The organism is Sphingomonas sp. OTU376 (assembly GCF_038440415.1).
GTDB classification, from domain to species: Bacteria; Pseudomonadota; Alphaproteobacteria; order Sphingomonadales; family Sphingomonadaceae; genus Sphingomonas; species Sphingomonas kyeonggiensis_A.
This window is the reverse complement of sequence record NZ_JASATQ010000081.1, coordinates 1-20,516: the sequence shown is the minus strand read 5'-3', so window position 1 is coordinate 20,516 and position 20,516 is coordinate 1. Positions and strand designations below refer to the sequence as shown.

17 protein-coding genes are annotated in these 20,516 nt (G+C 67.2%); 8 read left to right on the top strand and 9 right to left on the bottom strand.

Annotation, left to right across the window (positions count from 1 at the left end):
- Positions 1-62: 62 nt before the first annotated feature.
- Both AAHM44_RS22230 and ykgO read right to left on the bottom strand, forming a co-directional pair.
- The gene (locus tag AAHM44_RS22230) at positions 63-674 is read right to left on the bottom strand and encodes an HAD family hydrolase (RefSeq protein WP_342251356.1); all 612 of its coding nucleotides are present in this window, start codon (positions 672-674) and stop codon (positions 63-65) included.
- An 8-nt stretch (positions 675-682) separates the two neighbouring features.
- Positions 683-808 (bottom strand): type B 50S ribosomal protein L36, encoded by a 126-nt coding sequence (gene ykgO / locus AAHM44_RS22225; RefSeq protein WP_086130464.1) that lies wholly within the window; start codon positions 806-808, stop codon positions 683-685.
- Between the two features lie 170 nt (positions 809-978).
- Between ykgO and AAHM44_RS22220 the strand changes: the two genes are divergently transcribed.
- The 3 genes from AAHM44_RS22220 to AAHM44_RS22210 are packed head-to-tail and all read left to right on the top strand — an operon-like array spanning position 979 to position 3,180.
- Positions 979-1,578: a DUF4136 domain-containing protein gene (locus AAHM44_RS22220; protein WP_269573011.1), complete on the top strand. Its 600-nt coding sequence runs from the start codon at positions 979-981 to the stop codon at positions 1,576-1,578.
- The gene (locus tag AAHM44_RS22215) at positions 1,575-2,693 is read left to right on the top strand and encodes a M14 family metallopeptidase (RefSeq protein WP_269573012.1); all 1,119 of its coding nucleotides are present in this window, start codon (positions 1,575-1,577) and stop codon (positions 2,691-2,693) included. The genes AAHM44_RS22220 and AAHM44_RS22215 overlap by 4 nt, the downstream gene beginning before the upstream one ends.
- Before the next feature lie 31 nt (positions 2,694-2,724).
- On the top strand, positions 2,725-3,180 hold the full coding sequence (locus AAHM44_RS22210; protein ID WP_269573013.1) for a GNAT family N-acetyltransferase: 456 nt from the start codon (positions 2,725-2,727) through the stop codon (positions 3,178-3,180).
- A gap of 82 nt (positions 3,181-3,262) precedes the next feature.
- Here AAHM44_RS22210 and AAHM44_RS22205 read toward each other — a convergent pair whose 3' ends face one another.
- The 3 genes from AAHM44_RS22205 to AAHM44_RS22195 all read right to left on the bottom strand — a co-directional run bounded on the left by AAHM44_RS22205 (position 3,263) and on the right by AAHM44_RS22195 (position 6,365).
- On the bottom strand, positions 3,263-4,267 hold the full coding sequence (locus tag AAHM44_RS22205; RefSeq protein WP_342251355.1) for a sigma-70 family RNA polymerase sigma factor: 1,005 nt from the start codon (positions 4,265-4,267) through the stop codon (positions 3,263-3,265).
- A gap of 175 nt (positions 4,268-4,442) precedes the next feature.
- Positions 4,443-5,528 carry an FUSC family protein gene (locus tag AAHM44_RS22200; RefSeq protein WP_342251354.1) on the bottom strand — a complete coding sequence of 362 codons (1,086 nt, stop codon included), beginning with the start codon at positions 5,526-5,528 and terminating at the stop codon, positions 4,443-4,445.
- Positions 5,529-5,642: 114 nt separating this feature from the next.
- The gene (locus AAHM44_RS22195; RefSeq protein ID WP_342251353.1) at positions 5,643-6,365 is read right to left on the bottom strand and encodes a dienelactone hydrolase family protein; all 723 of its coding nucleotides are present in this window, start codon (positions 6,363-6,365) and stop codon (positions 5,643-5,645) included.
- Positions 6,366-6,441: 76 nt separating this feature from the next.
- Between AAHM44_RS22195 and gpmA the strand changes: the two genes are divergently transcribed.
- From gpmA to AAHM44_RS22180, 3 genes are all read left to right on the top strand, one after another.
- On the top strand, positions 6,442-7,128 hold the full coding sequence (gene gpmA / locus AAHM44_RS22190; RefSeq protein ID WP_269573017.1) for a 2,3-diphosphoglycerate-dependent phosphoglycerate mutase: 687 nt from the start codon (positions 6,442-6,444) through the stop codon (positions 7,126-7,128).
- A gap of 224 nt (positions 7,129-7,352) precedes the next feature.
- The gene (gene purE, locus AAHM44_RS22185; RefSeq protein WP_269576516.1) at positions 7,353-7,808 is read left to right on the top strand and encodes a 5-(carboxyamino)imidazole ribonucleotide mutase; all 456 of its coding nucleotides are present in this window, start codon (positions 7,353-7,355) and stop codon (positions 7,806-7,808) included.
- The gene (locus AAHM44_RS22180) at positions 7,805-8,881 is read left to right on the top strand and encodes a 5-(carboxyamino)imidazole ribonucleotide synthase (protein ID WP_269573018.1); all 1,077 of its coding nucleotides are present in this window, start codon (positions 7,805-7,807) and stop codon (positions 8,879-8,881) included. The genes purE and AAHM44_RS22180 overlap by 4 nt, the downstream gene beginning before the upstream one ends.
- Before the next feature lie 35 nt (positions 8,882-8,916).
- On the opposite strand, the gene AAHM44_RS22175 is transcribed toward AAHM44_RS22180, so the two are convergent.
- The 3 genes from AAHM44_RS22175 to AAHM44_RS22165 form a co-directional block, all read right to left on the bottom strand.
- Positions 8,917-9,855 carry a DUF808 domain-containing protein gene (locus AAHM44_RS22175; protein ID WP_342251352.1) on the bottom strand — a complete coding sequence of 313 codons (939 nt, stop codon included), beginning with the start codon at positions 9,853-9,855 and terminating at the stop codon, positions 8,917-8,919.
- Positions 9,856-10,011: 156 nt separating this feature from the next.
- Positions 10,012-10,311, bottom strand: a complete 300-nt coding sequence (locus AAHM44_RS22170; RefSeq protein WP_269573020.1) for a hypothetical protein — start codon at positions 10,309-10,311, stop codon at positions 10,012-10,014.
- A gap of 14 nt (positions 10,312-10,325) precedes the next feature.
- On the bottom strand, positions 10,326-13,190 hold the full coding sequence (locus AAHM44_RS22165) for a M16 family metallopeptidase (RefSeq protein ID WP_342251351.1): 2,865 nt from the start codon (positions 13,188-13,190) through the stop codon (positions 10,326-10,328).
- Positions 13,191-13,318: 128 nt separating this feature from the next.
- Here AAHM44_RS22165 and AAHM44_RS22160 point away from each other — a divergent pair, with 128 nt between their 5' ends.
- Complete coding sequence (locus AAHM44_RS22160) at positions 13,319-14,992, top strand: M20/M25/M40 family metallo-hydrolase (protein WP_342251350.1); 1,674 nt, start codon at positions 13,319-13,321, stop codon at positions 14,990-14,992.
- A gap of 215 nt (positions 14,993-15,207) precedes the next feature.
- Here the strand turns inward: AAHM44_RS22160 and AAHM44_RS22155 are convergent, their stop codons facing one another.
- On the bottom strand, positions 15,208-17,514 hold the full coding sequence (locus tag AAHM44_RS22155) for a TonB-dependent receptor (RefSeq protein ID WP_342251349.1): 2,307 nt from the start codon (positions 17,512-17,514) through the stop codon (positions 15,208-15,210).
- A gap of 263 nt (positions 17,515-17,777) precedes the next feature.
- On the opposite strand from AAHM44_RS22155, the gene clpB reads away from it, so the two are divergent.
- Positions 17,778-20,357 carry an ATP-dependent chaperone ClpB gene (gene clpB, locus AAHM44_RS22150; RefSeq protein ID WP_342251348.1) on the top strand — a complete coding sequence of 860 codons (2,580 nt, stop codon included), beginning with the start codon at positions 17,778-17,780 and terminating at the stop codon, positions 20,355-20,357.
- Positions 20,358-20,516: the final 159 nt, after the last annotated feature.

Below are 20,516 nucleotides of genomic sequence, written 5' to 3'. Positions count from 1 at the left end.
CCCCCCCCCCCCCCCCCCCCCCCCCCGCCCCCCCCCCCCCCCCCCGGGGAACGGGTAAGGGCTCAGAGGAGGCCCAGGCCTTTCAGGTCCGCGCGCAGCTTGTCCGCGCCGGTGAACAGCAGGCCATGGATGCCCGCGTCATTGGCCGCGGCGACATTGTCCTCGCGATCGTCGATGAACACCGCATCCGATCCCGCCAGCCCGAATCGGGCAAGCGCCAGCGCGTAGATCGCGGGATCGGGCTTCACCAGCTTCTCATCGCCCGAGACGACCACGTCGCGGAAACGATCGAACAAGGCCGATTCGCGGTTGCGGAAGGGCGGCCAGAACTCGCCCGAGAAATTGGTGATCGCGAAGAGCGGCACGCCCGATTCGTCGAGCTCCGTGACCAGCTCCGGCATGCCCGGCAACGCATGCGGGATCTGCTCGTCGAATCGCGGACCCCAGAGCGCGATCATCTCGGCGAACTCGGGGTGCGCGGCGGCCAGCTCTGCCGAGGTCTCGGCAAAGGGGCGACCAGCATCGTGCTGGAAATGCCACGCCTTGGTGGCAACGTTACCCAGAAACGCGTCGAGCGCCCGATCGTCACCGATCAGGCGCTCGTACAAGTACCGCGGATTCCAGTCGTAGAGGACGTTGCCGACGTCGAAGATGACGGCCGACGGGGCCTCCACGCGCAGGATCAGCCCTGGCGGGCCTTGAACCGCTTCTGGGTCTTGTTGATGACGTAGATGCGCCCACGACGACGGATCACGCGGTTGTCGCGATGCCGATCCTTGAGCGACTTCAATGAATTCACGATCTTCATGACCGATTCGCTTCTCAAATTTGGAATGCCGGAAAAGAGGGGCTCGCCTAGTGTCCGATCCCGGGCAAGTCAAGGCAGGAGTCGCCCGATCGCCCTACGGAACCGACTCGACGCGGTCGGTGTTGGAGGGCAAACGGGGACGTTCCGTTCGCGAAACAGGAGTTCGTCGCGTGAAGAAGCCGCTCAGCATCGCCTTGCTCGTCGCGCTGGGGGCCTGCGCTCCCACCTATCGTCCCCAGCCGATCGACGTGACCCGCTACCATCTGGGCGCGCCGCTGGAGCGCACCACGGTGGCGGTCGAGCCGATGGCCAACACCGATACGTTCGGGCCCGAATACCAGGCCTATTCGGACGCGGTGCGTGCCGAGCTGGAGCGGCTGGGCTATGTCCAGTCGGTGAGCAGCACGCCCTCGGGCTATATCGCCGCGGTCGCTTTCCGCCGCACGAGCAAGGGCGCCTTCAAGGAGCCGCCGCCCGTCACCATCGGCGTCGGCGGCGGCAGCTATAGCGGCGGGCGCCGCGGCGGCGTGGGCGTTGGCGGCGATGTCGGATTCGGCATCGGCGGCAAGGTGCGCGAGCTCTACCAGACCGAGCTGTGGGTGCAGCTGCGCCGGCGCAGCGACAACACCACGGTGTGGGAAGGCCGCGCCCAGAGCGGCAGCGTGAGCGGCACCGATCCCGACCAGCCGGCGGTTGCGGCGGCACGCATGGCCCGGGCGCTGTTCAAGGACTTCCCCGGCGAGTCCGGCATCACTATCACGGTGAAATGACCATCCAGATCAATTCCGGCTTCGATTCCGGCAACATCCGCCTCGTCGGCATCGAGGGCGACCGCGTCGACCTCGAGATCGTCACCGATCACCTGTCCGACTTCTACCAGTGGTTCCATTTCCGCGTGGCGGGCGCGAAGGGGCGCAAGCTCACCTTCCGCCTGCTGAACGCGGGGAACGCGGCCTATGCGTTCGGCTGGCCGGGCTACAAGGCGCGCTGGTCGACCGACCGCGAGGCGTGGCGGACGGCCGATTCGTCCTATGCCGACGGCGTGCTGACCTTCACCAAGGAGATCGACACCGATCTCGTCTGGTTCGCCTATTTCGCGCCCTATTCGATGGAGCGGCACCACGACCTGATCAGCCGCATGGCGCTGATGCCCGGCGTGGCGCACCGCGAGCTCGGCAAGACGCTCGACGGCCAGCCGATGGACCTGCTGACGCTCGGCACCGGCCCCAAGACCGTGTGGCTCTATGCCCGCCAGCATCCGGGCGAGACCATGGCCGAGTGGTGGATGGAAGGGGCGCTCGAGTTCCTGACCGATCCGACCAACCAGACCGCGCTCGCCCTGCGCGAAAAGGCCGTGTTCCACATCGTGCCGAACATGAACCCCGACGGCTCGCGCCGCGGCCATCTGCGCACCAACGCGGCGGGCATCAACCTCAACCGCGAATGGCATGCGCCGACGATGGAGAAGAGCCCCGAGGTGTTCCTCGTCAAGGCGGCGATGGACGGGACCGGCGTCGATTTCGCGATGGACATCCATGGCGACGAGGCGATCCCGGCCAACTTCCTGGCCGGCTATGAGGGCATCGCGTCCTGGACCGACGAACATGGCGAGAAATTCTACGAATATGCCCGCCGCCTCGCCAAGCAGACCCCCGATTTCCAGCTCGACCTGGGCTATGAGAAGTCGGCGCCGGGCCAGGCCAATCTCTCGATGTCGACCAACCAGCTCGCCGAGCGCTTCGGCGCGGTCTCGATGACGCTGGAGATGCCGTTCAAGGACCACGAAGTGAATGCGGACCCCGAGTTCGCCTGGTCGCCGGCGCGGTGCAAGACGCTGGCGCACTCGTGTCTTGAGACTTTGGCAGGATTTATCGACGAGATTTGAGCCCAAGGAAAACAAGAAGGGGGAGCAGGAAATGGAAATCCGCGAGGGCGGGCTCGACGATTCGCGGGTCCGTGCGCTGCTTGAGACGCATTTCGCCGGGATGCTGGCGAATTCGCCCAAGGACAGCTGCCATTTCCTCGACCTCTCCGGCCTCGCCACGCCCGACGTGACCTTCTGGAGCGTATGGGATGGCGAGGACCTGCTCGGCTGCGGGGCGCTGCGCGAGCTCGATTCGGAGCATGGCGAGATCAAGTCGATGCGCACCGCCTCCGAGCATCTGCGCCGTGGCACCGGGGCCAAGCTGGTCGGACACATCCTGACCACCGCCCGCGCGCGCGGCTACAAGCGGGTGAGCCTGGAAACCGGATCGGGCGACGCATTCGACGCCGCCCATGCGCTCTACCGCCAGTTCGGCTTCACCGATTGCGGCCCGTTCGGCGACTATCGCGAGGATCCGTTCAGCCGCTTCCTGTCGCGGGTGGTCTAGGACCGATCCAACGCCGGAAACGGAAAAGGCCGAGGCACCCAGCCTCGGCCTTTTCCGGTTCAGTGCAGCCCGGTGCGCGGGATCAGTGCATCACCAGCTGCATCACCGGCAGCGCCGGGGTGATGTAGGAGCGGCGCTCGGCCTCGATCGCTTCGACATGGGCCAGGCGGTTGTGGAGCGCGCTGGGATCGGGGAGCAGCGAGACCTTGGCGGCGGCAACCGCGGCGCTGCGGCGCGGGCGGGCCGGCGGCATGGCGCGGCGGGCATCCTCGGCCATCACGGCGAAGCGGGGCTGCTCGGTGGCGATCTCGACCAGCGTCTTGGTGGCGCGCTTGGTGATCTGGCGGATGCGCTCCTTGGTTACGCCGGTGTCGTTCGAGATCTCGTCGAGCGTGGCGGTTTCGAAGATGCGGCGCTCGACGATCTCGCGGTCGCGCTGCAGCTTGGCTTCGAGCTTCTCCATCTCGACCGGATCGACCGTCTTGAACGGGCCCGAGCGGCGGACGGGCGCATCGGCACCCTTGGCGCGGGGGCGGCGGCGGAGGGATTCGATACCCACCTTGCGGAGCTGGTCGACATAGGCGTCGATCAGGTCGGAAACCGCGCCCTCGGCGAGATAGTCCGACGCGCCGGCCTCGGTGCGGCCCAGCGCATCCTCGTCCTCGATCATCGCTTCGGGCGAGATCTCGTCACCGTCGGGCGAAGTTGCAAGGGCGGAGAGCGAAATCGTGGTCGCCTCGACCTTCTTCGCCGAGGGGCGCTGGTCCGTCATCAGGCGGAAGCGCAGGCTCTGCAGCTCGCCGCGGATCTGCCAGTTCACGAACGTGGTGAACTGCGCCTTGGTGGGGTCATAGCTCTCGATCGCGCGGTGCACCGCAATGGCGCAGCACTGCTCGGCGTCTTCCCAGTGCGCGGTGAGGCCATACTGGCGGACGAAGTGGCGGATGCGCGGGGCGATCAGCTTGAGGATCTGGGCGAAGGCACGATCGACAGTGACGCGCTGGCGGTTGGTCTGCGGCGCATCCTTGGGGGTGTTCTCAAGGACGGTGGCAACGGCGGCTTCAAGCGCGATCGTGGTCTTCGACATGGTCTGCAATCCCCTGCTTCTGCAACCGCTCGGCTGCTGTCGTGAGGGGTTTATGAACCGGGCAAGGACCCGCGAATATTCGGCGCAGACCCTTATGGTAGTCGCACCTTACGGATGAATCCTAGTTGCTGCTGGAGGCATTTCGTTAACCATCCGGGGCGACTCGCCGGTTTCCTTAGATATCGCCGGGCCCGTCGCTGTTTGACTGTTGCACTACTTGCCGGCGCGGCGCGATCCAGTGCCAGGCGAGCAGCACCGGCTCGAGCACCGCGAAGCCGATCAGCACCCCGGCGAGTCGCATCAGGGCGGGGCCGATCTCGGCATCGGCATAGCTGTCCGGCACCAGCACGATGAGAATCGCCAGCGCGAACTGGGTGCCGACATAGCGATGGGCATGGTCGCCATTTTCGAGATGCTTGCCGATCACCACGCCGATCACGGTGCCGAGGACCAGCAGCGGCGCCGATCCGTGCGCGACGAACAGGAAGAGCGCGGCGAGCGCGGCACCGGCCAGGCAGCCGAGGAAGCGCTGCACCAGCCGGCGGCTGACCGGCAGCAGCCCGCTCGCCCCGATCGAATCGGCGGGGACCAGCATCACCGCCATGATCCCGATCGCGGCCTGGGACAGCGCCGGGACATGCAGCCAGGCGGACAGGCCGACAAGCAGCGCCAGCGCGGTCGCCGCCTGCAGCGCGTGCCGCGCGGCTTCCGGGTGCCAGCCGAGCCCGGCGGGACGCGGCGCGGGCGTCGCCGGCCAGCGCCGGCGCAGGGTGAGCGTGGAGGCAAGGCTGACCGCGACGCAGGCGAGCGTACCCGCCACCGTCTCCAGCACCCGCGTCTCGACGAAGCTGGCAAGCGCGACGTGCGGATGGGCAAGCTTGTCGAGCACGACCATTGCGAAGGTGAGCCCGAAGAACAGCCAGGCATAGGAGCGCCTGGCAGTGATCGCCGCATAGAGCGCGCCGCCGCCGACCAGGAACAAGGCCGCCGCGGCGGCCGGCCACCAGCCGAGGAACGGCGCGGCGGCGAGCGCGAGCAGGCCACCCGCGCCGGTGCCGGTGATCCGCAGCAGCCCGCGCACCAGCGTCTCGCCGGCATGGCCGCGCATCACCATATATCCGGCAAAGGCCGCCCAATAGACGTTCGCCGCCCCCAGCCAGTGCGCCACCGCGATCGCCAGCAGCACCGAGGCGACGACTTCCGCCTCGTCGACCGTGCGGGTGGTGACGCGGTCCAGCAGCTTGGGGCGGGGCGGCGTCATCTCTTCCAAGTCCCGACTCGATCAGCGGTGCGGATCAATGAATCAGCCTTTCGGTGCGCTGATCCCGGGCGAACGCCGGGGATCAGCGAGGGGGCAGCGCGGAAATCCCGCTGCTCAGGCGAACACCTCTTCGAGGAAGTTGGTCATCGCCTGCCAGCTGCGGCGATCGGCTTTGGGCTCATAGACGACGCCGGGGACCTTGGACTCCTTGCGGTCCTGGTCCGTGAAGGCATGGCCGGCATGACCATAGGCGTGGATCTGCCAGTCGGCGCCCGATTCGGTCAGCTCCTGCGCCAGCGCCACGGTCTTCTCGGGCGGGGCGATCGGGTCTTCCCAGCCATGGCAGACCAGCAGCTTCGTCTTGATCGGCGAGACCGTGAAATAGTTCGGCTGGTCATAGACGCCGTGGAAGGAAACGCCGCCGAGGATCGGCAGGCCGCTGCGCGCCATGTCGAGCACGCATTTGCCGCCGAAGCAGAAGCCGATCGCCGCCAGCTTGCCGGGATCGACATTGCCGAAGCTGGCCAGCGCCTCAAGCGATGCCTCCAGCCGGTCGCGCAGCAGCGCGCGATCGGCGTTGAGCTCGTTCATGTAGACGCCGGCATCGGGGCCGTGCTGCGTCCGCTTGCCCTGGCCATAGACGTCGGCCGCCAGCGCGACATAGCCGAGCTTGGCGAGATTCTCGGCATGGACGTTGTCGGCTTCCTTCTGGCCGAGCACGTTCGGCAGGACGAGCACGCCGGGGCGCGCCGTCGTCACTTCGTCCTCATAGGCGATCACGCCTTCGAACGGGCCGCCGGAGCCTTGATACACCAGAGTTTGCCGAATGATCGCCATCTTGCGACTCCCTTGCGCTTGTCCCTGTCGCTGCTGCCGCTAAGAGCGCCCTCAACCGGTTGCAAGGAGTTCCCCGATGCCCACGCTTGTCCTGATCCGCCACGGCCAGTCGGCCTGGAACCTCGAGAACCGCTTCACCGGCTGGTGGGACGTCGATCTGACCGAGCAGGGCGTGGCCGAGGCGACCGCCGCGGGCGTGCTGATGAAGGAGAAGGGGCTCGACTTCGACCTGTGCTTCACCAGCTTCCAGAGCCGCGCGATCAAGACGCTGCACCTCGCGCTGGAAGCGATGGGCCGGCTGTGGCTGCCCGAGGAGAAGAGCTGGAAGCTCAACGAGCGCCATTATGGCGGCCTGACCGGGCTCAACAAGGCCGAGACCGCGGCCAAGCATGGCGACGAGCAGGTGAAGATCTGGCGCCGCAGCTTCGACGTGCCGCCGCCGCTGCCGGAAGAGGGCTCGCCCTGGGACCTCGCCAAGGACGAGCGCTATCACGGCGTGCCGATCCCGCAGACCGAATCGCTGAAGGACACGATCGCGCGCGTGCTGCCCTATTGGGAAGAGACGATCGCGCCGGAGCTGAAGGCCGGCAAGCGCGTGCTGATCGCGGCGCACGGCAATTCGCTGCGCGCGCTGGTCAAGCATCTCTCGGGCATTCCGGACGAGGAGATCGTCAGCCTCGAGATCCCGACCGGCGCACCGATCGTCTATGAGCTGGACGACGAGCTGAACGCGGTGGATCGTTATTATCTGAGCGAGCGGTAATCCTTCTTCCCCTCCCTGGAAGGGAGGGGACCGAGGGGTGGGTCAGGGCCTGGTGATACGGAGCCGTATCGCCAGGCCTTTCCGTATCGCGCGCATTCCACCCACCCCCCGCCCCTCCCTTCCAGGGAGGGGAGTTAAGGGTGTTGCCCTCCCCCGCCCTTCGCTCTAGTCAGCGCGCTTCCAACAGCTTGGGGCAAGACGTGGCACCTCTGGTCGGCATCATCATGGGCAGCACCTCCGATTGGGAGACGATGCACCACGCCGCCAAAGTGCTCGAGAAGCTCGGCGTGCCGCACGAGACCAAGGTGGTCAGCGCGCACCGTACCCCGCAGCGCCTCTATGACTATGCGACCGGCGCGGCCGATCGCGGGCTCAAGGTGATCATCGCCGGCGCCGGCGGCGCAGCGCATCTGCCCGGCATGGCCGCTTCGATGACGCACCTGCCGGTGCTGGGCGTGCCGGTGGAGTCCAAGGCGCTGAAGGGCATGGACAGCCTGCTCTCGATTGCCCAGATGCCCGGCGGCATCCCCGTCGGCACGCTGGCGATCGGCAAGGCGGGCGCGATCAATGCCGGCCTGCTCGCCGCCGCGATCCTGGCGACGTCGGACGAGGCGCTGAGCGAACGCCTCCAGGCGTGGCGCGCGGCGCAGACCGAGAGCGTGGCGATCGACCCCGAATGAGCGGCGCGCTTCCCCCCGGCTCGACCATCGGCATCCTGGGCGGCGGCCAGCTCGGCCGCATGCTCGCGGTCGCCGCAGCCCAGCTCGGCTATCGCACCCATGTGCTGGCGCCCGACGAGGAGAGCGTCGCCGCCCAGACCGCCTCGAGCTACACCCGCGCCGATTATCACAGCCGCATCGTCCTCGATGAGCTCGCCGCCCAGTGCGACGTGATCACCTATGAGTTCGAGAATATCGCGGTCGGCCCGGTCGAGTTCCTCGCCGGCAAGGTGCCGGTGCGCCCCGGCGCGCAGAGCCTGTCGATCGCGCAGGACCGCGCGCGGGAGAAGGCGTTCGTCGCGGCGCTTGGCGGGCGCACCGCACCCTGGGCGCTGGTCGAGACGCGCGAGCAGCTCGAGGCGGCGATCGCCGAGATCGGCGCGCCGTCGATCCTGAAGACGCTGCGGCTCGGCTATGACGGCAAGGGCCAGGTGCGCATCCGCGACGCGGCCGAAGCGGCGAGCGCCTGGGAGGAGATCGGCGAGCGTCCGGCGATCCTCGAGGGCTTCGTCACGTTCAGCCACGAATTCTCGATCATCACGGTGCGCGGCGTCGATGGCTCGCTGGCGAGCTATCCGCCGCCCTGGAACGAGCACAAGGACGGCATCCTCGACAAGTCGACCGTGCCCGCTCCCGCCGAGATCGCCCGCCACTGGACCGAAGCGGCGACGCTGGCCGGCCGCGTCGCCGAGGCGCTGGGCCATGTCGGCGTGCTGACGCTCGAGTTCTTCGCGACCGACGAAGGCCCCGTGTTCAACGAGATGGCACCGCGCGTGCACAATTCGGGGCACTGGACGATCGAAGGCGCCGAGTGCTCGCAGTTCGAGAACCATATCCGCGCGATCTGCGGCCTGCCGCTGGGCTCGACCGGGCTTACCGGCACCGCGATCGAGATGGAGAACCTGATCGGCGAGGACGCCCATCGCTGGGCCGAGCTGCTTGCCGAGCCAGGCACGCACCTGCACCTCTACGGCAAGGGCGATGTGCGTCCGGGGCGGAAGATGGGACATGTCACGCGCGTGAAGCGGGGCTGATTCTTCCCCTCCCTGGAAGGGAGGGGAGTTTAAGGTCAGTGCGCCGCCTTCTTCTTCGGTACCAGGTGCAGCAGCCCGGCGATCACCGCGCCGACGATCAGCCCGCAGATGCCCGCGCCGATCGCGCCGACCAGCCACTCCACGAAGCCCAGGGCGAACGGCACGGCATGGCCGGCGAGCTCGGCGATGTGGTGGACGAAGTGCGGGATCGCGCCGAGGTGGAACACCTCGAGCCCGTGCAGCAGGATGCCGCCGCCGACCCAGACCATCGCGGCCACGCCGATATGCGACAGCGCGGTGAGCAGCACCGGCATCGCCTTGACCAGCCCGGCGCCGAGCTGGCGCGCGCCGGCCGAGGGCTTGCGGCTGAGGTGCAGGCCGATGTCATCCATCTTCACGATCAGCGCGACCACGCCATAGACGCCGATAGTGATCGCTATCGCCACCGCCGCCAGCGCCGCGGCACGCATCGGCAGCGAGGCGTCGGGCAGCTCGGCGAGCGCGATCGCCATGATCTCGGCGGAGAGGATGAAATCGGTGCGGACCGCGCCGCTGACCTGGCGCTGCTCGAGCTCCTCCGGGCTGGCGATCTCGGCGACTTCCTCTTCGGCATGATGGCCGGCGAGCGCCTCGATGATCTTCTCGGCCGCCTCGAAGCAGAGATAGGAGCCGCCGAGCATCAGCAGCGGGGTGACCGCCCAGGGGGCGAAGGCACTGAGCAGCAGCGCCACCGGCAGGATGAAGAGCAGCTTGTTGCGCAGCGACCCGAGCGTGATCTTCCAGATGATCGGCAGTTCGCGGTCCGGGGTGAGGCCGACGACGTAGCGCGGGGTGACCGCGGCATCGTCGATCACCACGCCCGCCGCCTTGGTGCCGGCGCGGCCCGCGGCGCCCGCGACATCGTCGAGCGACGCCGCCGCCAGCTTGGCTATCGCCGCCACGTCATCCAGCAATGCGACCAGACCGCCCGCCATGTCATCCCCTTTTGTGAACCCGGGTTCAGCCCATAGCGGAGTGCAGGGCCTATGAAAGCCCCTCCCCTGAAGGGGAGGGGCTTGAGAAGCCCAAAAGCAAGGCGCCCGCCCCGCCGGTGCGGGACGGGCGCCTCGTCTAGCCTTGCGGCCGCGTGCTTAGGCGCGCGAGCCGGTGAGCGGGAAAGCGCCGAACGCGCCGGCGGTGACGGTGCCGGTGATCGTGTCGCCGTCCACGGTCGCTTCGCCGGTCAGCGTCATCGGCATGGGAACCGAGACGTCCATCGACCAGGTCAGCTTGTCGCCATCGACCTTGCCGTCCTTGGCCTCGGCATTGCCCATCGCGCCCGAGAAGGTGCCGGTGAAGGTATCGCCGTTGCTGGTCACGGTGAACACCGCCGCCTGGTCACCGAGCGGCGACTTCACGACCGTGTTCCAGCTGCCATCCACATTCGCCATGAGAGCTCTCCTGATTAGTTGCCCGCCGGCTTGGTGCTCGCCAGCGACGCTGCCGGAACCACCTCGACGGGGAGGCCGATGCTGTCAAGCTGCGGCCGGACCTTGGAAGCGTCGCCCACGACCACGTAAACGAACTTGTTCGGGTCGAGAGCCGCGCGTGCCGCAGCGTCAAGCTGCGGAATGGTGAGCGCGCGATATTTTTGCGCGATGGTGCTGAAATAGTCGTCCGGACGGCGCCGGATGTCGTTCTGCTGCATCGCGTTGAGCACCGCGTCCGAGGTTTCGAAGCGGCCGGGCAGTTCGCGAGTCGAGCCGTTGACTTCGCGGGTCAGCTCCTCGGGCGTGACGCCCTTGGTGGTGAGGAAGTCCTTCACCTGCTGCTGGATCGCCTTGATCGAATCGCCGGTCTTGTCGGCCTGGACCGGGGCGCTGATCGTGTAGGGAACCGCGTGCTCCATGAAGTTGAAGCCGCCGCCGGCGCCGTAGGACCAGTGCTTGGCCTCGCGCAGGTCCATGTTGATGCGCGACAGGAAGCCCGAGCCGAGCGCCTGGTTGGCGGTCGCCACCGCCAGCGTGTCCGCGAAGGGATCGACCGGGGTGAGCTGCGCGGCGACGATCAGCGACTGGGGCGAGTTCGGCCGGTCGATCAGGATGATCTTGGGCGTCACCGCCTGGCTGGCGGCGGCGAACGCCTTGGTGCCCGCCGGGCCATCGACCTTCCAGCCGCCGAAGCGCGCCTCGAGCGCCGCCTTGATCTCGGCGAGCGGACGATCGCTGACGACGAAGATCTTGGCCTTGTCCGGGCGGATCCACGCCTTGTGCCAGGCGACGAGATCGTCGCGGGTGATCGTCTTGACCACCGCCGGGTCACCCGAGCCGGCGCCCAGCTTCGCATAGGGGCTGGTGGCCGGGTAGAGCACGCGCGGGGTCATGCGGGCAGCGAGGCTCTGCGGGGTGGTCAGCTCCTGGGCGATGCCGGTCAGCGACTGGCCGCGCACGCGCTCCAGCTCCGCCGGGGCGAAGGCCGGGCGCTCGACGACATCGGCGAACAGATCGAGCGCGCCCGCCAAATTGGGGCTCGGCGCATCGACGCTGAGATAGGTGCGGTCCGCCGAGCTGCCCGAGCTGATCCCGGCGCCGAGGCGCTCGCGCGCTTCGGCCAGCGCCGTCGAATCGAGGCTGGTGGTACCCTCGTCCATCATGTTGAGCGTCAGGCGCTGGGTGCCCAGCTTCTCCGACGGATCGGCGGCAACGCCCGCGTCGAAGCTCATCTCGACCTGGGTGACCGGCACCGCGGTGCGGTTGGCGTAGATCAGCTCGATGCCGTTGGAGAGCCTGGTGCGCTCCACCTTCGGGAAGACGAGGTCGCCGATCGGCGACACCGCCGGCAGTGCGCCGCGCGTGCCCTTGACCGGCTCGGCCTTGGGACCCTCGGCCGGCTTGGCGGCGACCGCGGTCGCTTCCTGATATGCCTCGCGCTGGCCGGGGACGACCATCACGGTGAGCGCCGGGCGGTTGAGCCACTTGTTCGCCGCCGCCTTCACTTCGGCCGGCGTGACCTTCGCGGTCGCCTCCAGCTCCTTCTTGAAGAACAGCGGATCGTTCGAATAGAGTTCGCCCGAAGCGAGCGCCACGGCCTTGCCGCCGAAGCCGCCGACCGATTCCAGCCCCGAGATACGGCCCGAGACCTTGGTGGTGGCGACGCGGGTCACTTCGTCCGCGGTCGGGCCACTCCTGAGCAGATCGGCGAGGATCTCGTCGAGCCGCTTGGAGACGACCGCCGGGTCGACACCGGGCTTCACCACGGCCTGGACCGTGAAGATGCCGAGCTGCGCCATCGACTGGATGCCGGACGAGACCTGCACCGCGGTCTTGTCCTTGCGGACCAGTTCATTGTCGAGCCGCGAGCTGGCGAGGCCGCCGAGCACCGAGGCGAAGACGCTGAGCGGCACCGCATCCTTGTCGTTCAGCCCGGGCACCGCCCAGCTGCGCAGGATCAGGGTGGCGGCCACGCTGTCCTTGATCGTCACCGTCTTGGCCGCAGGCAGCGTCGGCACGGTCACCTTGGGCAGCACGCTCTTGGGGCCGGCCGGGATCGCGCCGAAATACTTCTCGACGAGCGGCTTTGCTTCCTTCGCGTCGATATCGCCGGCGAGCACCAGGATCGCGTTGTTCGGGCCATAGTGCGAGCGGAACCAGTTCTTCACGTCGTCGAGGCTGGCGGCATCGAGATCGGCCATCGAGCCGATGACGTTATGGCCATAGGGCGTGGTGCCGAGCAGTTCCTCGAGCACCTTGTAATAGACCAGGCCGTAAGGCTGGTTGTCGCCCTGGCGTTTCTCGTTCTGGACGACGCCGCGCTGCTCATCGAGCACGTCCTGGGTGATCGCGCCGAGCAGATAGCCCATGCGGTCGCTCTCGAGGAACAGCGCGCGATCGAGCGCCGGGCGCGGCACGGTCTCGAAATAATTGGTGCGGTCGAAGCTGGTGGTGCCGTTGAAATCGGTGGCGCCGACCTGCTTGAGCGGCTCGAAGAAATCGCCCGGGGCGTTTTCCGAGCCGTTGAACATCAGATGCTCGAACAGATGGGCGAAGCCGGTCTTGCCGGTCGGCTCATGCTTCGAGCCGACATCGTACCAGGTCGAAACCGCGACGATCGGCGCCTTGCGATCGGTGTGGACGAGCACGCGCAGGCCGTTCTTGAGCGTGAAGCTCTCATACGGGATGTCGACCTTCTTCACGAGCTCGGCGACCGGCACCGGCTTGGCCTCAGCGGTGGCCGGCGCGGCGGCAGGTGCCTGCTGCGCAGCGGCCGGCATCGCGGCGCCGATCGCCAGCGCACAGCTGGCCGCGCTGCAAAGCATCAGGAACGATTTCATCTGTCTTGATTCCCCCGAACGGTCTGGATGGGGTCGAGCATAACGCGGTGTATGACCTCCGCAAGTCAGTTGCGCCGCCTTTCATTTCCTCTAGCCTGCGGAAAAATCGCGCCATTCCGGGAGTATCCATGCGCCTGAAGCCTCTTATCGCCGCGCTGTCGCTCGGCCTCGCGCCCGCTGTCGCCTGGGCGCAAAGCGAGCCGGTGTTCAGCCCGGACGAAGTGCGCGCGCATGTCGAGTTCCTGGCCGACGACCTGCTCGGCGGACGCGACAACGGCACCGAAGGCTTCGACATCGCGGCGCGCTATGTCTCCAGTCGCTTCGACGCGATGGGCTTCAAGCCGGGCGGCACCCAGGGCTGGTACCAGCCGGTCAACATCGCGGACTATGTGCTCGATGCCGAGAAACCGGCCTCGGCGACGATCGGCACGAAGAAATTCGCGGGCGGCGAGGATGTGCTGTTCGGGCCGAGCCCGCTCTATGGCGACGAGACCCAGACCCTCACCGCCGACGCCGTGTTCGTCGGCCATGGCCGCGAGGAGGATTATGCCGGGCTCGAGGTGACCGGAAAGTTCGTCGTCGCCCTGATCGGCACGCCGCCGGGCATGGCGCCGGGCAAGATCGACAAGCCGGGCATCGCCGGCAAGCACGGCGCGCTCGGCATGATCTATCTGGTGACGCCCGAGAATCTGAAGGGCGCTTTCCCCTGGGCGCAGGCAATCAGCTATTTCCAGATGCCGCAGAGCAACTGGCTCGACGCAAAGGGATTCCCCAAGGGCGAGGACCCCGGGCTCAAGATCGGCGCCTATATCAAGGGCCTCGCCGCCGACGCGCTGTTCAAGGGCGCGCCGACCAGTGCGGCGCAGCTCTACGCCGCGCTCGCCAAGCCGGATGCGGCGCCGGCAAGCTTCGCGCTCAAGCAGAAGGTCACGCTGCAGCGGACCAGCACCGTCACCATCAAGAAGAGCAACAACGTCATCGGCATCCTGCCGGGATCGGATCCGAAGCTCGCCAATGAATATGTCGTGCTCTCCGCGCATCTCGATCACGAGGGCACCCAGCTCGACGTGGAAGGCGAGGACAAGATCTTCAACGGCGCGATGGACAATGCCGCCGGCGTCGCCTCGATGCTGGAAGCCGCCCGCGCCTTCACCCAGAGCGGCAAGCGGCCGCGTCGCTCGATCCTGTTCGTCGCGCTGACCGCGGAGGAGGACGGGCTGATCGGCTCGGAATATCTTGCCCGCTATCCGGTGGTCGGCAGCGGCAAGGTGGTGGCCGACGTCAATCTCGACATGCCGATCCTGCTCTACGACTTCCAGGACGTCGTCGCCTTCGGCGCGGAGCATTCGACGCTTGGCCCGATCGTCGAGCGCGCGGCGGCGAAGATGGGCGTCACCCTGTCGCCCGATCCGATGCCCGAGGAGCAGCTGTTCCTGCGCTCGGATCACTACAGCTTCGTCAAGGCGGGCGTGCCTTCGGTGTTCCTCGTCACCGGCTTCAAGAATGGCGGCGAGAAGGCGTTCCGCGACTTCCTGAAGACCAACTACCACAAGGTGAGCGACGACATCCGCCAGCCCTTCGACTGGAAGGCCGGCGCCAAGTTCGCGAAGATCAATTACCTGATCGCGCGCGAGATCGCCGATGCCGATCAGGAACCGCGCTGGTATGTCGGCAACAGCTTCGGCGAGCGCTTCGCCAAGGACGCGCCCAAGGCGCCGCGGCCGGCGGGTGCGCCGGCTGCAGCCCCGGCACGGTCGCCGGCGGTGATTACCATTCCGGTGCCGGCGCCGAAGAAGAACTGATCTCCCATCACCGTCATGCTGAACTTGTTTCAGCATCCAACGCGCGGCGGGCGACAGCGCTCGATTATCGAGGCTGTCGCCAAGCCCAACCTTGGACCCTGAAACAAGTTCAGGGTGACGGCGGGACTGGGCGGCGACGCTCCCAAACGGAAAAGGCCGGAGCTTTCGCCCCGGCCTTTCCCTTCCCTCCCTGCTGTCCGGGAGAGAGAAGCCGCCTAGAAGCCGGCCTTGAGCGTCACGAAGAACTGCTGCGGCGCGCCGACCATCAGCGTCATGTTGTCGCCCGAATTGCCGAAGCCGTTCGTGCCGATCGTCGAGATGTACTTCTTGTCGAACAGGTTGGTCGCGTTCGCCTGGATCTCGAGCTGGCGGCCGCCCAGGTCGAACTTGTAGCCGAGCGTGGCATCGACCACGACGCGGCCCTCGACCGACTGGTCGTTGGTGTAGGTGAAGTAGCGCTTGCTCATATAGTTGGCGCCGACACGGGCGTTGAAGCCGCCCAGGTCATAGGTCAGCTCGCCCTTGAGCAGGTGCTTGGGCGCATCGACCACGGTCTTGCCCCTGGTAGCCGCGAGCAGCGTGCCGGCGGCGTTGCGGACGTCGTCGCGATAGGTCGAGTCATTGTAGCTGTACGACACGAAGGCGCCGAAGCCGCTGCCCAGGCGCAGATCGCCGGTCGCCTCGAAGCCGAGCGAGCGGACGTCGCCGACATTCTGCAGCGTCACCGGATTGCCGACGATGCCGGCACCCGTGGTCACGCCGAGCAGGCGGTTGCGGAAGTTGACATAATAGCCGGCCAGCGAGCCGGTGAACGGGCCCGAGCGCAGGCGGCCGCCGAGCTCATAAGTGTCCGACTGTTCGGGCTTGAGCTTGGTCGAGCCCGAGAGCAGCGCGTTGAAGCCGGCCTGGGTGGTGGCGAACGGGCCGGTGGTGGCCGAGGCGGTGAAGGCGCGGGTCACCTGGCTGAAGCCGCCGAACAGCTCGGCGCCGCTGCCGAGGCGGAAGTTGAAGCCCGCGGTCGGCTGGAACCAGTCGGTCACCTTGATCTCGCCCGAGGCGAGGCTGCCGGCGACGTTCGGATCGGCCTGGTTCTTCACGCTGAAGCCCTTCCAGCCCAGGTTCAGCGTCAGCGCGCCGAGCGTCAGCTTGTCCTGGACATAATATTGGAAGGTGTCGGTGGTGTAGTCATAGTCCCACTGGGTCGCGAACGGGTTCGACTGGAAGTCGAGGCTGTCGCGGGTCACTTCGGTGCGGCTGCTCAGCGCGTAGAAGCGGCGGGCCTGCTGGAAGGCGTTGTTCTCGTACCAGGCGCCGACGGTCAGCGCGTTGTTGCCGCCGATCTCGCCGGTGAGATGGCCGAACACGCCCTTGCGGTCCATGTCATATTCGGTGGTGCGGATCGAGATCGGCGAGGCGCCGGCACCCGGGCTCGGGACGTACGGCGTGTACCACAGGCCCTGGCCGTGGTTGTTGTGGTAATAGCCCTTGAGCGCGAAGTTCAGCCCGCCGGTGTCGCCCTCGACCCCGAACGAGCCCAGCCAGTCGCGGCGCAGGCCCGCTGCGTTGAAATAGGCATCGTCGACCGAGGTGATCGGCGCCGGATAGACCGTGCCGGCGGCCGCGTTCGAGACCGGGGCGCCGGTGTCGCCGCGATTGTTGGCGATGTCGGCGATGCGCACCGCCAGGGCATAGTTGTTCGAGATATTGTCCCAGTCATAGCCGAGGCGCTGGATCATGCCGAGCGACAGGTCCTGATAGTCGTTCTCGCGGCGATCCGAATAGCTGATCGTGCCGACCAGGCGGATGCCGGCGGCCACCGGGGCGACGATCTTGCCGTTGGCCTGGTTGGTGCGCTGCGAACCCCAGCCCTTCCACTTGTCCATGTCCGAATAGACATAGGAGGCATAGGCCTTCACGCCGCCGCCCAGGTCGCCGCTCTCGATACGGCCGAACAGGCGCACCGTGTTCTCGCTGCCATAGGTGCCCTCGGCATGGAGGCCGAAGCTGTCCGACGGATCGCGCGAGAAGAATTCCAGCGTGCCGCCGAGATTGTTGGTCGCCTGAGTACCGATCGAGCCGGCGCCCTGCGAGACGCGGACCTCGCCGACATTCTCGCTGCTGATCGCGCGGCTGATGTGCAGGCCGTTGACGTTGCCATAGCTGGCGTCGCCGAGCGGGATGCCGTCGAGCGTGAAGCCGAGCTGGTTCTGGTTGAAGCCGCGGATCGAGACGCGCTGCGCCCATTCATAGGCACCGAACGGATCGGCCGACTGGAAGTTGACGCTGGGCAGCTTCTCGATCGCCTTGAGCGGGCTGGTGCCGGCTGCGAGCTCGGCGATGTCGCTCGCCGAGATCTGCTGGACCTGACGGGTTTCGCCGCGCCCGATCACGACGATCTGGCCCTCTTCACCGCCCTCGTCGGCGGCCGAGGCCGGCGCGACCGGCTGGACGTCCTGCGCCATCGCCGTGCCGGAAATCAGAATCGAACTACCGGCGAGCAGCCAGATTGCAGCCTTGCGCATGCATGTTTCCCTGAAAAATATTGGCAGGGCCCCAATGCCCCGCTGCACGGGCGCTAGGGATTGTGCGTTGCAACATCGGGTAGCCTGCATGTCATTTGCGCGACGGTGCAGTTACAGGTTTCGGACAAGCAACAAAGCCCAGCGCACGCCGTGACTTGGCGCGGGCGGCTGTGTCACTACATGTTACGACTAGCGCAGGAAGCGCCCCTTGTGTTGCATCTTTGCAACACTATCTCGCGGGGCAGGAACCAACAGGGACGAGCATGAACCTCGAGAAATTCACCGACCGCGCCAAGGGCTTCCTCCAGTCGGCGCTTACCGTCGCGATCCGGATGAGCCATCAGCGGATTGCCCCCGAACACCTCCTGAAGGCGCTGCTCGAAGACGAGCAGGGCATGGCCAGCGGGCTGATCAACGCCGCCGGCGGCGACGCGAAGCGTGCGCTGAGCGAGACCGATCTGGCGCTTTCCAAGATCCCCGCGGTCTCGGGTGGCGGCGCGCAGCAGCAACCCGGGCTCGACAACGACACCGTGCGCGTGCTCGACCAGGCCGAGCAGATCGCCCAGAAGGCCGGCGACAGCTTCGTCACGGTCGAGCGGCTGCTCGTCGCGCTGGCGCTGTCGCTGAATACGGCGGCGGGCAAGGCGTTGCAGGCGGCTGGCGCGCGGCCTGAGGCGCTCAATGCGGCGATCAACCAGCTGCGCGGCGGGCGCACCGCCGATACGGCGGGCGCCGAGGATCGCTATGACGCGCTCAAGAAGTTCGCGCGCGACCTGACCGAGGCCGCGCGGGCCGGCAAGCTCGATCCGGTGATCGGCCGCGACGAGGAGATCCGCCGCACCATCCAGATCCTGGCGCGCCGCACCAAGAACAATCCGGTGCTGATCGGCGAGCCTGGCGTCGGCAAGACCGCGATCGCGGAAGGCCTCGCCCTGCGCATCGCCAATGGCGACGTGCCCGATACGCTGAAGGACCGCGCGCTCATGTCGCTCGACATGGGCTCGCTGATCGCCGGCGCGAAATATCGCGGCGAGTTCGAGGAGCGGCTCAAGGGCGTCCTCGACGAGGTCAAGGCCGCGGAAGGGCATATCATCCTGTTCATCGACGAGATGCACACGCTGATCGGCGCGGGCAAGACCGAGGGCGCGATGGACGCGGGCAACCTGCTCAAACCGGCGCTCGCCCGCGGCGAGCTGCACTGCATCGGCGCGACCACGCTCGACGAGTATCGCAAGTACGTCGAGAAGGACCCCGCGCTGCAGCGGCGCTTCCAGCCGGTGTTCGTCGGCGAGCCGACGGTCGAGGATACGATCTCGATCCTGCGCGGGATCAAGGAGAAGTACGACCTGCACCACGGCGTGCGGATCAGCGACGGCGCGATCGTCGCGGCGGCCACGCTGTCCAACCGCTACATCACCGACCGCTTCCTGCCCGACAAGGCGATCGACCTGATGGACGAGGCCGCGTCGCGCATCCGCATGGAAGTCGAGTCCAAGCCCGAGGAGATCGAGAATCTCGATCGCCGGATCATGCAGCTTGAGATCGAGCGCGAAGCGCTGAAGAAGGAGAGCGATGCCGCGTCCAGGGACCGGCTCGCCTCGCTTGAGAGCGAACTCGCCAACCTCAAGCAGCAATCGGCCGAGCTGACCACGCGCTGGCAGGGCGAGAAGGACAAGATCAACGCCGAGGCGCAGATCAAGGCGCAGATCGACGCCGCGCGCGGCGAGCTCGACCAGGCGCAGCGCGCCGGCGATCTCGCGAAGATGGCCGAGCTCAGCTACGGCGCGATTCCGGCGCTGGAGAAACAGCTGGCGGAGGCCCGGAACACCAGCCGCGGCGCGATGCTGCGCGAGGAAGTGACCGCCGAGGACATCGCCGCGGTGGTCGCGCGCTGGACGGGCATCCCGGTCGACAAGATGATGGAAGGCGAGCGCGAGAAGCTCCTCAACATGGAGGAGCAGCTCGGCAAGCGCGTCATCGGCCAGGCCGATGCGGTGAAGGCCGTGTCAACCGCGGTGCGCCGCTCGCGCGCCGGCCTGCAGGACCCGAACCGGCCGCTGGGCAGCTTCCTGTTCCTCGGCCCGACGGGCGTCGGCAAGACCGAGCTGACCAAGGCGCTCGCCGAATTCCTGTTCGACGATCCCAACGCGATGGTGCGCATCGACATGAGCGAGTTCATGGAGAAGCACGCGGTCGCGCGGCTGATCGGCGCCCCTCCCGGCTATGTCGGCTATGAGGAAGGCGGCGTGCTGACCGAGGCGGTACGGCGGCGGCCCTATCAGGTCGTGCTGTTCGACGAGGTCGAGAAGGCGCATGGCGACGTGTTCAACGTGCTGCTGCAGGTGCTCGACGACGGGCGCCTGACCGACGGCCAGGGCCGCACGGTCGATTTCTCGAACACGATCGTGATCCTGACCTCGAACCTGGGCAGCCAGTTCCTCACCAATCTCGGCGAGGGGCAGTCGGTCGAGAGCATCGAGCCGCAGGTGATGGAGATCGTCCGCGCGCATTTCCGCCCGGAGTTCCTCAACCGGCTGGACGAGATCATCCTGTTCCACCGGCTGGCGGCCGAGCACATGGCGCCGATCGTCGACATCCAGGTGAACCGCGTCGCGAAGCTGCTCAAGGATCGCAAGATCGGGCTGGACCTGACCGATGCCGCCCGCGCCTGGCTGGGCCGGGTGGGGTACGATCCGGTCTATGGCGCGCGTCCCCTGAAAAGGGCGGTGCAGCGCTACCTCCAGGATCCGTTGGCCGACATGATCCTGCGCGGCGACGTGAAGGACGGATCGACGGTGAAGATCGACGAAGGCGACGGGGCGCTGGCGCTGTCGGTCGCCTGACCTTCCGCCGTTCCGGCTGGCTCCGGGGCGGCGGATGCTTCCCGCTATCGCAGGCAAAAGAAAGGGGCGGCTCCCGAAGGGGCCGCCCCCAATTTGTGTGGCAGTCCGGTGAGACTTAGTAGTTAACCATCACGCACATCATCAGATAGCTGCCCAGGA

Coding starts and splice junctions, on each gene's coding strand:
- ykgO (WP_086130464.1), bottom strand. CDS start 808: ATGAAGATCGTGAATTCATTGAAGTCGCTCAAGGATCGGCATCGCGAC.
- AAHM44_RS22215 (WP_269573012.1), top strand. CDS start 1,575: ATGACCATCCAGATCAATTCCGGCTTCGATTCCGGCAACATCCGCCTC.
- AAHM44_RS22210 (WP_269573013.1), top strand. CDS start 2,725: ATGGAAATCCGCGAGGGCGGGCTCGACGATTCGCGGGTCCGTGCGCTG.
- AAHM44_RS22205 (WP_342251355.1), bottom strand. CDS start 4,267: ATGTCGAAGACCACGATCGCGCTTGAAGCCGCCGTTGCCACCGTCCTT.
- AAHM44_RS22200 (WP_342251354.1), bottom strand. CDS start 5,528: ATGACGCCGCCCCGCCCCAAGCTGCTGGACCGCGTCACCACCCGCACG.
- AAHM44_RS22195 (WP_342251353.1), bottom strand. CDS start 6,365: ATGGCGATCATTCGGCAAACTCTGGTGTATCAAGGCTCCGGCGGCCCG.
- gpmA (WP_269573017.1), top strand. CDS start 6,442: ATGCCCACGCTTGTCCTGATCCGCCACGGCCAGTCGGCCTGGAACCTC.
- purE (WP_269576516.1), top strand. CDS start 7,353: ATGGGCAGCACCTCCGATTGGGAGACGATGCACCACGCCGCCAAAGTG.
- AAHM44_RS22180 (WP_269573018.1), top strand. CDS start 7,805: ATGAGCGGCGCGCTTCCCCCCGGCTCGACCATCGGCATCCTGGGCGGC.
- AAHM44_RS22175 (WP_342251352.1), bottom strand. CDS start 9,855: ATGGCGGGCGGTCTGGTCGCATTGCTGGATGACGTGGCGGCGATAGCC.
- AAHM44_RS22170 (WP_269573020.1), bottom strand. CDS start 10,311: ATGGCGAATGTGGATGGCAGCTGGAACACGGTCGTGAAGTCGCCGCTC.
- AAHM44_RS22165 (WP_342251351.1), bottom strand. CDS start 13,190: ATGAAATCGTTCCTGATGCTTTGCAGCGCGGCCAGCTGTGCGCTGGCG.
- AAHM44_RS22160 (WP_342251350.1), top strand. CDS start 13,319: ATGCGCCTGAAGCCTCTTATCGCCGCGCTGTCGCTCGGCCTCGCGCCC.
- AAHM44_RS22155 (WP_342251349.1), bottom strand. CDS start 17,514: ATGCGCAAGGCTGCAATCTGGCTGCTCGCCGGTAGTTCGATTCTGATT.
- clpB (WP_342251348.1), top strand. CDS start 17,778: ATGAACCTCGAGAAATTCACCGACCGCGCCAAGGGCTTCCTCCAGTCG.